General features: G+C 48.0%; 12 protein-coding genes. 7 read left to right on the top strand and 5 right to left on the bottom strand.

Translation table 11 applies throughout. The features are described from left to right. Both A3750_RS26540 and A3750_RS22590 read left to right on the top strand, forming a co-directional pair. A partial coding sequence (locus A3750_RS26540) for a hypothetical protein (protein ID WP_197475252.1) occupies nucleotides 1-1,605 on the top strand: 1,605 nt, incomplete at its 5' end. 72 nt (nucleotides 1,606-1,677) lie between these two features. Beyond that, nucleotides 1,678-2,220: a YecA family protein gene (locus A3750_RS22590; RefSeq protein WP_068458194.1), complete on the top strand. Its 543-nt coding sequence runs from the start codon at nucleotides 1,678-1,680 to the stop codon at nucleotides 2,218-2,220. A 44-nt stretch (nucleotides 2,221-2,264) separates the two neighbouring features. On the opposite strand, the gene A3750_RS22585 is transcribed toward A3750_RS22590, so the two are convergent. Both A3750_RS22585 and A3750_RS22580 read right to left on the bottom strand, forming a co-directional pair. After that, nucleotides 2,265-3,935: a fused response regulator/phosphatase gene (locus tag A3750_RS22585; protein WP_068454739.1), complete on the bottom strand. Its 1,671-nt coding sequence runs from the start codon at nucleotides 3,933-3,935 to the stop codon at nucleotides 2,265-2,267. Beyond that, the gene (locus A3750_RS22580) at nucleotides 3,932-4,768 is read right to left on the bottom strand and encodes a PHP domain-containing protein (protein WP_197466252.1); all 837 of its coding nucleotides are present in this window, start codon (nucleotides 4,766-4,768) and stop codon (nucleotides 3,932-3,934) included. The genes A3750_RS22585 and A3750_RS22580 overlap by 4 nt, the downstream gene beginning before the upstream one ends. A 105-nt stretch (nucleotides 4,769-4,873) precedes the next feature. Here A3750_RS22580 and A3750_RS22575 point away from each other — a divergent pair, with 105 nt between their 5' ends. The 4 genes from A3750_RS22575 (at nucleotide 4,874) to A3750_RS22560 (ending at nucleotide 7,062) form a co-directional block, all read left to right on the top strand. After that, nucleotides 4,874-5,572, top strand: coding sequence for a VC0807 family protein (locus A3750_RS22575; RefSeq protein ID WP_068454733.1), 699 nt, complete (start codon nucleotides 4,874-4,876; stop codon nucleotides 5,570-5,572). An 8-nt stretch (nucleotides 5,573-5,580) separates the two neighbouring features. After that, entirely contained in the window at nucleotides 5,581-5,880 is a 300-nt protein-coding gene (locus A3750_RS22570) for a YciI family protein (RefSeq protein WP_068454731.1), read from the top strand. A gap of 38 nt (nucleotides 5,881-5,918) precedes the next feature. Beyond that, nucleotides 5,919-6,587: a TIGR04211 family SH3 domain-containing protein gene (locus A3750_RS22565; protein ID WP_068454728.1), complete on the top strand. Its 669-nt coding sequence runs from the start codon at nucleotides 5,919-5,921 to the stop codon at nucleotides 6,585-6,587. 154 nt (nucleotides 6,588-6,741) lie between these two features. Next, nucleotides 6,742-7,062 (top strand): PilZ domain-containing protein, encoded by a 321-nt coding sequence (locus A3750_RS22560; RefSeq protein WP_068454725.1) that lies wholly within the window; start codon nucleotides 6,742-6,744, stop codon nucleotides 7,060-7,062. 28 nt (nucleotides 7,063-7,090) lie between these two features. On the opposite strand, the gene rraA is transcribed toward A3750_RS22560, so the two are convergent. Together rraA and ppsA are read right to left on the bottom strand one after the other, a co-directional pair. Next, nucleotides 7,091-7,585, bottom strand: a complete 495-nt coding sequence (rraA, locus tag A3750_RS22555) for a ribonuclease E activity regulator RraA (RefSeq protein WP_068455816.1) — start codon at nucleotides 7,583-7,585, stop codon at nucleotides 7,091-7,093. A gap of 41 nt (nucleotides 7,586-7,626) precedes the next feature. Then, nucleotides 7,627-9,987, bottom strand: coding sequence for a phosphoenolpyruvate synthase (ppsA, locus tag A3750_RS22550; protein WP_068455819.1), 2,361 nt, complete (start codon nucleotides 9,985-9,987; stop codon nucleotides 7,627-7,629). Nucleotides 9,988-10,152: 165 nt separating this feature from the next. On the opposite strand from ppsA, the gene A3750_RS22545 reads away from it, so the two are divergent. After that, on the top strand, nucleotides 10,153-10,971 hold the full coding sequence (locus A3750_RS22545; RefSeq protein ID WP_068455813.1) for a pyruvate, water dikinase regulatory protein: 819 nt from the start codon (nucleotides 10,153-10,155) through the stop codon (nucleotides 10,969-10,971). Between the two features lies 1 nt (nucleotide 10,972). Here A3750_RS22545 and A3750_RS22540 read toward each other — a convergent pair whose 3' ends face one another. Continuing rightward, on the bottom strand, nucleotides 10,973-11,212 hold the full coding sequence (locus tag A3750_RS22540) for an FAD-dependent oxidoreductase (RefSeq protein ID WP_068547970.1): 240 nt from the start codon (nucleotides 11,210-11,212) through the stop codon (nucleotides 10,973-10,975). Nucleotides 11,213-11,256 lie beyond the last annotated feature (44 nt).

Genomic DNA, 11,256 nt, shown 5'->3' with positions numbered 1-11,256 from the left:
TTAGAAACACCTCACTACGAAGTTGTGCGTGTTCGTGATGACGAGTATGGTGCAATCGAAGACACGCCAAGCTATGCAATCGAAGGCAATCGTCCAGAAAACGAGGTTGCGTCTAACACTCCGACAAGAGAAGTTGTGCGTGAAGAAGCGGCCGTAAAAACGCTCACGCCACCACCTCAAGCGCCAGCCCCAGCAGCTCCCGCAGCACCAGAAGCAGAAGCCGGCGGCCTATTCAAAAAGATCGCGTCTAAAATTGCGACCATGTTCACACCTGAAGAGAGCGCGAAGGAAGAAGAAGTTAAACCTGCTCCTAGAGCGAACCAACGTCACTCAGGGGGCAATCGTCAGACCAACGCTAAGCGAACCAAGCGAAGTGATGAGCGCGGCGGACAGCAGAATCGCTCGCGCAGAGATCGCAGTGATGACAATCGCGGTGAACGCTCGACTAAGCGCCAATCGGACAATCCTAGATCAAAAGATCGTTCGAACGATCGTTCTGATGATTCAGGGTCGCGCAACAGCCGCAATAATCGCAACAAGCCAAGTTCGCAAAATCAAAAGAATGATAATGCGAACAGAAATACTTCGGGAGACAGCGCTAACAAGCGGCCTCGTCGCCAGCGTAATGCAGGGAGCACCAGCCAGAAGTATCAAGAGAAGCCTCGCCCGGAAGCGCTTTCAGAAGAAGAGTTGGCAAAAGTAGCGCCAACTTCAAAAACGGATGATGCAAAAGCAACTCAAGATAACGCTGCACAAAGCTCATCAAATAATTCTGTTGGCCAAGATACTAGCGGTAAAGATGGTAACGGCCGCTCGAATAGTCGCCGCCGCGGTCGTCGTCGCAATCCTGCAAAAGACAGCGCTGTAACCAATGCCTCGTCTGAAAACACTGAAGCAAACATTGCTCAAACGCCAACTCCGGCTTCTGACAAAGAAGCTAAGCAGGAAACGACAGCACAAGCGCCGGCAGTAAAAGAGAGCAAAGCACCGGAAGCAGACGCTCCTACTGCCACGCCGGAAGTGTCGGCCACGGAAGCACAATCAAAAGCGCCGGAAGCTTCTGAGAAACCTGAAGCGGCTAAAGAAGAAACAAAACCAGTAACCACTGACAAGCCGAAGCGTGAGCGTAGACCGCGAGCCAAAGCAAAAACAGAGACGCCTAAAGCGCCTGTAGAGAATGTCGAGGCCGCAAAACCAGCGACCGAGCAATCTGAGCCAGCGCCAGCCAAAGCCGATGTTACAACGCCGGATGTAAAAACTAAGAGCGAGGCTAAAGCTAAGCCAGAGACATCTGCTGATACTGATGCTAATGCTGAGAAAACTGATAAATCGGCCGAACAGCGACGTCGACGTAGACGTAAGCCAGTGACGCAGAAAACAGACAGCTCGAATAGTGAAGCATCGGCGACTGATTCAGCAAAAGCCAGCGAGAAAGCGCAAGAGCCTGCTGCTGAAAAACCGGCTCCTGCGTCGGTTTCTCAACACGCAACAACGTTCAAACCGCAACGCCCCGCGCGTCGCCGCGACCGAAAAGCAGCACAAGACACTTCGGAGACAGCGCCTACTGATAGTAAGGCGACTGAGAGCACCGAACAAGACCAATAAACATATTGGACTTTCTTACAGCCAGAAGTTAGCTTAGGCGCTTCTGGCTTTTTTATTACACGGAATCACTGTATGCCCCTCTCTGAAAACGCTATAGATCAGCTAGAAGAACTCCTGTTCGATGAAAGCCTTAGTGAAGACACTCTAGACTATTTTGGCCTGCATGGTTTGACTACGGCAGCTGTGGTCGGCCCGGTCCAACTGCCTACTGAAGAAATAATGACCATCTGTCTGGCCGATCAAACCCTTAACGATATGGATTATGAGCTAGAGCATTTGGCGGCGTGCATAGAAGCTATCAAAGCTGAGCTTGGCGAGTGCTTGAGTGAAGGCGAGTCGATTTTCTTGCCATTCGAAGATGAAGACGAACTCTACGACGACGCGTTAAACAGTTGGTGCGCTGGTTTCGTCGAAGGCATGTTGGCAAACGAGACACAGTGGTTCAGTAAAGATGAAGAAGTGTCCGCAGAGCTGCTACTACCTTATATGGCACTTTCGGGACTATTCGATAACGAAGACTTTGCCCCCATCATCAACAACAAGAAACTGATGCAACAATTCGAAACCGTTATCTCTGAGCAATTGACTGACGTTTTCTTATTCTTCAACAGCTAACACGCACACGCTATGACCGTCGCATGACAGCGCCCTGACAGAGCTTAGTTGAGCTTAATATGAACGGTCACTTCATTACCTGCATCGTTATAGCTGACCGAGGAACAAAGCGATTCAACAAGCGCAATCCCTCGGCCATACGAACGCTCATCTTGACCGAGCAGTTTGCTCGGCGAGTTTGAATCGTGCGCAAAACCTTTACCGCTGTCAGAAATGGTTAAGCCGAGCAAATCTGGATACCTTAGCGGATCAAAAAAGAGCGTGATCTCAACACGTGCGGAGATTAGCTTCTCTAAGCGCTCTTCACGAAAGGAATAGTACTTAGCAAACCCGTCCGCCCCTCGCTTTAGCTTGGAGTCGAGCCCCAAAACCCCATGCTCTAGCGCATTAGAATAAAGCTCAGTTACGACTGTTGAAATCCGCTCTTGATAAACAGAAAACTCTAAACGCTCTGGTAATAACTTTAATATCTCTCCGACTGGATCTTCTAACTCTCGCAACGCCGCAGCCTCAAGTTGAACGGAGGTCGTCCAAGGAACAGCTACCTTAGATTCGGTTGCAGCAGAATGTGTCGGGGATGATGGTTTAGCAAGCACTTCTACCAGAGACACATCATCTTCTTGGGGTCTTGCACCTGCAAAATCTGCATACTGTCGGAGCAGCTCCTCAAACGCATCTGCGTGATGCTTATTAACTAAATTCTCAACAGTATCTAGTCCAAACATGACACCCTTTGCATTTACAGACTCGGGAATACCGTCCGTCATCATCAACAGAGAATCCCCTTCTTCCGCAGAGATACTCTCCATAGATGGATCAAAGGCGCTGTCATCCAATACGCCCAAAGGTAGATGTCGAGAAGAAACGAGATCAACCTGCTTTTTCGCGCTTTGGAGATGAAAGCAAAGAGGTAAACCTCCCGACCAAATCCTCATTTTGCTACCTGACGCATCAAGCTCAAGCAACAAGGCTGCGCAAAACATCGATCGCGGCAAAAATGCGCGGAGCGAGCGATTCATCTCTCGAATAATTGATGTGGAAGACTTCCCTTTGCGGGTCATGGTAAAGAACACTTGGGACAGAGGGATCGTTCCAATTGCTGCCGCCAAACCATGCCCGGTAATGTCTCCTAAAAAGACATACAGACCACCAAGAGGCTTCTCAGCAGATAGAAGAATATCGCCATTGAACGTTGACTGGCCCACTAAATAGCTGCGGATGCTATCGCTATGCCGAAGGTTCTTCGCTAACGCATGAGAGAGAACGTGGTTTCCTGTCTCATGCTCGCTTTGGAGAGTAGAATGCAAGCGCTCCATCTCAAGACTTTTCTGAATTAACTCGTCTGTAAGCCTTTGAGTTCGAAGATGTGCATTAATTTTCGATTGAAGCAAAGTGGTATTTACAGGCTTTTGCAAAAAGTCATCGCCACCACATTCAAGGCACTTTAGAAGTGACTCCTCATCGGTTTTCGCCGTCAGAAAAATGATCGGGACATGCCTTTCACCAATAAGTTTCTTCAACTCGATGGTAGCCTGATAGCCATCCATCACAGGCATCATCACATCCATCATTACAAGGTCCGGCTCGCTAAGCGTATATTGCTCTATTGCCTGCTCTCCGTTCTCGGCCTCGATACAGCAATACCCCATCTCTTCTAGCGCGGCGATTAACACCAAACGGTTGATCACCTGATCATCAACCACCAACGCTTTCACGCCCACAGCTCCCAAACTGGCTTAACAGAATCTGGCAGAACCTGGATACGTCCCAACTCAGCCCAAGACCACTTTGGAGAATGGAAATCACTGCCAACAGAGCCATGCAAACCAAACCGCTGGCACATATCACCGAGCATTCCGACCTCTCCTGGCTTTTGACCAGAAACAACCACCTCCATTCCATGTCCTCCAAATGACTGGAAATCAGAAATCAATTCTCGGAGCTTGGTTAAGCTAAAATCATACTTGCGAGGATGCGCTATAACGGCCGTAGCATTGGCTTCGGAGATCCAAGACATTGCGGTTTCAAGAGAAGGCCAAATACTTTTCACATCACCTGCTTTTCCTGAACCAAGGTAGAGCTTAAACGCCTCTCCCATCGAACTAACAAGCTCCATGTCCAAAAGAGCCTGTGCAAAATGTGGTCGCCCGGGGATTCCCTCAAAGCTTAGCGCCGTCGCTGCCTCAAGAGTTGGCGGCAAGCCTTTCTTCTGCAATCGTTGACATATTTCTCGGGCGCGACTCAAGCGCAAATCACTCTGATGTTTCTGCACTCTTTTCATGACAGGGCAGTCAAGTGCAAAGTTGTAAGCAAGAATGTGTACCCCAGCTTTGTTCCAAAGACAGGAAATTTCGATCCCAGGAATAAGCTCCATACCCAATTCCTCGGCCTTTCGTGTTGCTTCAGCCAAGCCGGCAATGGTGTCATGATCGGTAAGCGAAAGTCGCTCAACACCTTTACCGTGAGCGCGTTCGACGACATCTGATGGGCTTAAGTCGCCATCAGACATATAACTATGGCAATGCAGGTCAATATTTGAAAATCTCACACTAAAATTCTCGGTCGTAACATCGTATAATCCTGCTCCATTATGATAAGTGAGTGCGTGAACACTCGTTCGTCTTTACGCTTTGCCATTAAAATTGGAAACCAAATGTCGGAAGCTTCCCAAAAAGCGCAGTCAGGAAACTTGTTTCTTGAACTCATTCTATGCGTAATTTTGCCCACGCTCGTTCTGAAATATCTCAGCCCTGAAGACCAGCTGGGCCCCGTCTACGGATTGATCCTTGGTCTTTCCCTGCCTCTGGGCTACGGCGTTTATCAGTTCATAAAGGAAAAGAAGTTTGGCTTCATTCCAGCCCTTGGCTTCATCAGCATATTGCTGACAAGTAGCATAGGTCTCCTTGAGCTAGACAGCAAATACATCGCCATTAAAGAGGCGGCCATTCCGCTCATCATTGGTGTCGGCACGATATTCTCTCTAAGAACCCCCTATCCTTTAGTTAAAACATTCATTTACAACGATAAGATTCTGCAAATTGACAAAGTGAATGCCGCTTTGGAAGAGCACAAATCTGAAGCGCGTTTTGAAGAGGCCCTGCAAACAGCGACCTACATTTTAGCTGGGTCCTTTTTGCTCTCTGCCATCCTAAACTATGTCTTAGCGAAAGTGATCGTGACCAGTCCAAGCGGAACAGCAGAGTTTAACGATCAGCTAGGTACGATGAACCTGTTGAGTTACCCAGTTATTACTATTCCTTGCGTCATCGTAATGATCATCGCGATGATGTACCTATTTAAGAAAATAAAATCGCTTACCGGCTTAGAGCTGGAAGATATCGTCCACAATTGAGAGACTCTATGTACTACGCAATCATATCTACGGATGTCGAAAACAGTTTGGAAAAGCGCAAATCGGCACGGCCCGATCACTTGGCTCGCCTTGAAGTGCTTAAATCAGAAGGGCGTTTACTGATTGCTGGCCCCCATCCAGCTCTAGATAATGAAGATCCGGGCGAGGCAGGCTTTACAGGCAGCTTAGTTGTTGCTGAATTTGACTCTCTTGAAGAGGCGAGCGCATGGGCAGATCAAGATCCTTACATCGCTGCAGGCGTTTACGCTAACGTGATCGTTAAGCCATTTAAAAAAGTACTCCCTTAAAAGCTCACGCTACAGAATTCATACAGGACTTACGCGTCATGAAAAAAATCGCTTTATCATTCATTACCACGATGTTGCTAGCTAGCAGCGTGCTTGCTGAAACAATGTACGTTGACGACACGTTATTGGTACCGCTTCGCAGTGGTGAAGGTACCGGCTTTCGCATCGTGCACAAGGGGCTACCAAGCGGCACAGCACTAGAGATTATCGAAAAGAATACCGAGTCCGGCTACTCATTTGTAAAAACAGCTTCCGGTATTGAGGGGTACTTACCAACGCGCTACCTGTCGCAAGAACCCATCGCTCGCGACAAGCTTGCACGTGCTGAAAAAACACTCGCGACGTTGCGGGCTCAAAACAAAGAACTGTCAGACAAGCTAAGTACGCTGCAAAGCAATTATGAAGAGCTTGAGGGACAGCATTCCAAGGCAAGCAAGTCTCTAAGCGCGAATACCGATGAACTGGCAAGAGTCAAAGCCGTCTCCGCCGATGCTCTTAATCTCGACAGAAGCAATCGTGAATTACGAAACAGTAACGAAGAGCTTCGCAATCAGTTAGAACTACTCGAAGTAGAAAATTCGCGACTAAAAGACAAATCTGAATCCAATATGATGCTGATTGGCGGCGCACTGGTCCTTCTAGGCGTGATTCTGGCGCTCATCATCCCTTTACTCAAACCTACTAAGAAAAACGATAGCTGGGCTTAAAACTCAGCATTAATTTGTAAAATATCGTGGCACGGTGAGACGCAGTAGACACTCCCGTGCCCTACCATCTTTTAATCCACCTTTCATCCTAAATCTTGGCGTATTCTTATTCTGTCTGCTAGATATACAGTGAAAATAAGAGAGGTCAAGCAATATGACTTACGCACAAGAAAGCATTCCTCAACGCGATCATTCGGAGAAGCGAAGCTTCCACCGTATGACACTGAATACAGAAATTGAAATAACCATGACAGAGAGCGGCAAACGTTACCCTGCGTTCTGCTTAAATCTCAGCGGTACAGGCTTGATGTTTCGGGTAAAAGAACAGTTACCTGAAGGAGAGACATGTCGAACCTTAATAAAGTCAGGTACAGACCATACTCAGGATTTAAAAGCGACCCTTAGAATAGTGCGCTGCGCCAGTAATGGTCCGGATGGCTATGTGGTGGGGGCAGAAATCGTCGAGTTTAACTAAGTTCAAACTCGACGATACGGAATTCAGTCTATGGCATTTCCAAAGCTTGTGGCGAAACGATAACGCCATTGTTGTCGGCATAAACATAATGGCCCGGTTTAAACACCACACCGCCAAATTTCACCTCGACATTTAAATCACCCAAACCACGTTTTTCAGTCTTTCGCGGATTACACGCCAACGCTTGCACACCTAATTGCGTTTGACGAATCACATCAACATCACGAATGCAGCCATAAATAATAAGTCCGGCCCAGCCATTGGATGCCGCCTTCTCAGCGAGCATATCACCCAACAAGGCATTTCGCTTAGAGCCACCGCCATCAACGACCATCACCCGACCTTCGCCCGGCAAGCCGACCTGCTCTTTGACAACAGAGTTATCCTCAAAACACTTAACGGTAACGATCTCACCACCAAATGCGTCTATCGCACCAAAGTTGTGGAACATTGGTTCAACAACTTCAACCAAGTCTTCGTATTTATCGCAGAGATCCGGCGTTATAATCTTTTTATCTGTCATAGCTTTATAAATCCTTTACTTCGTCCTTTTTCACATTATCTCTATTCGTCTTCAGCAAGATAGAACCACGTATCAAGCACTGAGTCTGGATTGAGCGAAACGCTATCGATGCCTTTTTTCATTAACCAGCGAGCCAGATCCGGGTGATCTGAAGGGCCCTGCCCACAAATTCCGATATATTTACCTGCTTTATTGCACGCATCAATTGCTTGACCAAGGAGCACTTTAATCGCTTCGTTTCGCTCATCGAACAAATGCGCGATAATGCCTGAGTCTCGATCCAAGCCAAGCGTCAACTGCGTAAGGTCGTTGGAACCAATCGAGAATCCGTCAAAATGCTCCAGGAACTGATCTGCCAAAATTGCGTTGCCTGGCAATTCACACATCATGATCACTCGCAGCCCGTTCTCGCCGCGTTTTAGACCTTGCGATGCGAGCAAATCAATCACCTGCTTCGCTTCGCCAACGGTGCGAACGAATGGAACCATCACTTCCACATTATCGAGTCCCATTTCTTCACGCACGCGTTTGAGGGCCTTACATTCGAGGTAGAAACAATCTCTGAATGTCTCGGAGATATATCGCGATGCTCCTCGGAAACCAAGCATCGGGTTTTCTTCTTCCGGCTCATATAAACTTCCGCCAATCAGATTCGCGTATTCGTTCGACTTAAAATCTGACAATCGAACGATTACTTTCTTTGGATAAAAAGCGGCTGCAAGCGTAGAAATCCCCTCAACCAATTTATCAACATAGAAATCTACTGGAGACTTATAGGCAGCAACACGCTTTGCAACGGTTTCCTGCACCTCCATTGGCAGAGAATCATAGTTGAGCAAAGCTTTTGGATGCACACCGATCATTCTATTGATAATGAATTCGAGCCGAGCAAGACCAACTCCGTCATTAGGGAGAGCACTGAAATCAAAGGCGCGATCAGGGTTACCAACGTTCATCATAATTTTGAACGACAAATCTGGCATCGATTCGACAGAGTTCTCCCGCAGTTCAAAATCCAACAAGCCGTCATAGATAAAGCCCGTATCACCTTCCGCACAGGACACCGTCACATTCGACCCAGAACTGAGCTTCTCCGTCGCATTGCCACAACCGACTACCGCAGGAATACCTAACTCGCGGGCAATGATGGCAGCATGACAGGTACGGCCACCACGATTGGTAACAATCGCAGAAGCGCGCTTCATAACTGGCTCCCAATCTGGGTCCGTCATATCTGTAACGAGCACATCGCCTTCCTGAACCTGATCCATGTCTGACAATCCATCAACAACACGCACCATTCCACTACCGATCTTCTGGCCAATACTGCGGCCTTCAACAAGCACGGTACCTGTCTCTTTCATCAGATAGCGCTCTAGGACTGCACTGCTCGAGCGGCTCTTTACGGTCTCTGGGCGCGCCTGAACGATATAGAGTTTTCCGTCGTCACCGTCTTTTGCCCACTCAATATCCATGGGTCGGCCGTAATGTTTCTCAATAGTGAGAGCTTGTTCGGTGAGCTCATTAATATCTTCATCGGTGATCGAAAAACGAAAACGATCTTCTTTATCCACTTTCACCGTCTCGACAAGCTGACCCGGCTCGCTTGAATAGATCATCTTGCTGGCTTTACTACCTAGGTTGCGACGAAGAATTGCAGGCCGACCGGCTTCAAATGTTGGTTTGTGAACATAAAACTCATCAGGGTTAACCGCCCCCTGAACGACCATTTCGCCCAAGCCATAAGAAGACGTAATAAAGACCGCATCGCGGAAGCCAGATTCGGTATCAAGCGTAAACATCACACCACTTGATGCAGTCTCACTGCGTACCATTTTCTGAATCCCAGCCGACAAAGCGACATCGATATGCGCAAAACCATGGTGAACACGATAAGAAATCGCGCGATCATTAAATAGAGAAGCGAACACCTCTTTAACAGCGTGCTTGACCGCTTCAATACCCGTCACGTTTAAAAACGTTTCTTGCTGACCCGCGAAAGACGCTTCCGGAAGATCTTCAGCCGTTGCGGACGAACGAACGGCCACAGCCATATGATCGTTACCGTCTTGAAGCTGAGCAAATGCATTTTCCAGCTCAGTATCTAACTGCGGGGGAAAGGGAGCATCCATGACCCAAGCACGAATCTCCGCGCCCGTTTCCACTAACTTTTTAACATCATCGACATCAAGCGCATCAAGGCGACTATGAATACGATCTGCCAAACCATCACTTCGCAAAAACTCGTTGAACGCATAGGCGGTGGTTGCAAAGCCCCCCGGCACACGCACACCAGTCGAACCAAGATTCGCGATCATCTCGCCGAGCGAGGCATTTTTGCCACCGACCCGATCAACGTCATTCATCCCAAGTTGGTCAAACCAAACGATATATTCCTGCAAGGCGAAACTCCTCTGAAACGGTACTGCCAGCCGAGAATTCGGCCGACTTAATAAGGTGCGCATAATAACACTTTATGCTAGCTTAATTTAGTAGACATCTTGAATCACTTGTATAAGCAAAACTTAGCAAACTAGCGCATAAATATAACAAGGTATTTATAAATTATGACAGATAAGCGAACAGCTTTTTTTATCTCAGACGGAACAGGGATCACCAGCGAAGCCCTCGGCCTGAGCCTTTTAAAACGCTTCGATACAATTCGATTCGAAAAAGAGACCTTGCCCTACGTAGACTCCGTTGAGAAAGCAAAAGAAGTGGTCGAACGTATCAATCAGCGTGCCGAACTGGATGGCGCGCGCCCTATTGTTTTTGACACACTCGTAGACGATACACTTCGCTCAATCGTTTCGAGCAGCAATGCCTTGCAAATTGACGTGTTTGCGGCATTTTTAGGTCCTCTAACAGAAGAGCTGGGCATTCAACCTGGAGACACTATTGGTCGTGCCCGGATTGGCGAAAGCTCTGACTATGAATACCGCATGGAAGCGATCAACTATGCACTGCATAATGATGACGGCGCTCGCACGAAACAGTATGACGAAGCGGATGTCATTTTGGTTGGCGTATCTCGAAGTGGTAAGACCCCAACCTGTCTCTACCTCGCTATGCAGTATGGCATTCAGGCTGCGAACTACCCGATTACAGAAGAAGACATCGAAGACCAAAAACTACCTGCACTTTTAAAAAGTTATCGCGGCAAGATTTTTGGTTTGACCATTGAACCTGAGCGCCTGTCTTTGATCCGTAACGAGCGCAAACCAAATTCGCGCTACGCAACGATGAAGCAGTGCAACTACGAAGTAGAAGAGGTGGAATTAATGTACCGCCGCGAACGAATTCCATTTATGAACACAACAGACTATTCCGTTGAAGAAATCGCAACACGTATTATGGTGCAATCGGGATTACAGCGGCGGTGTTGAGTTAGCGTTTTGCCGCTCGAGACATCGCACATGCCTTGCGAAACATTGAATTAGCCGGGTCGGCAAGCGCGTCGCGCTCTGGCCGGTATTGTTCAATATCAATGTAAGGCCGCTGTCCGCTAGCAAGCTCAGCTAATACTCTGCCATACCCCGCACTCATCGCTATCCCCGATCCATTGCAACCGGTACCAACGAAAACACCCGGCACTCGCTCAAGCGCTCTTATGGCGGCACTAGGCACAACCGGCTATACATTAATTGACCAATCAGTACTGACGAGACTAT

Source organism: Oleiphilus sp. HI0079 (assembly GCF_001635105.1).
Note: the sequence above shows the minus strand (reverse complement) of the source record. Positions and strands in the feature narration are given on the sequence as shown.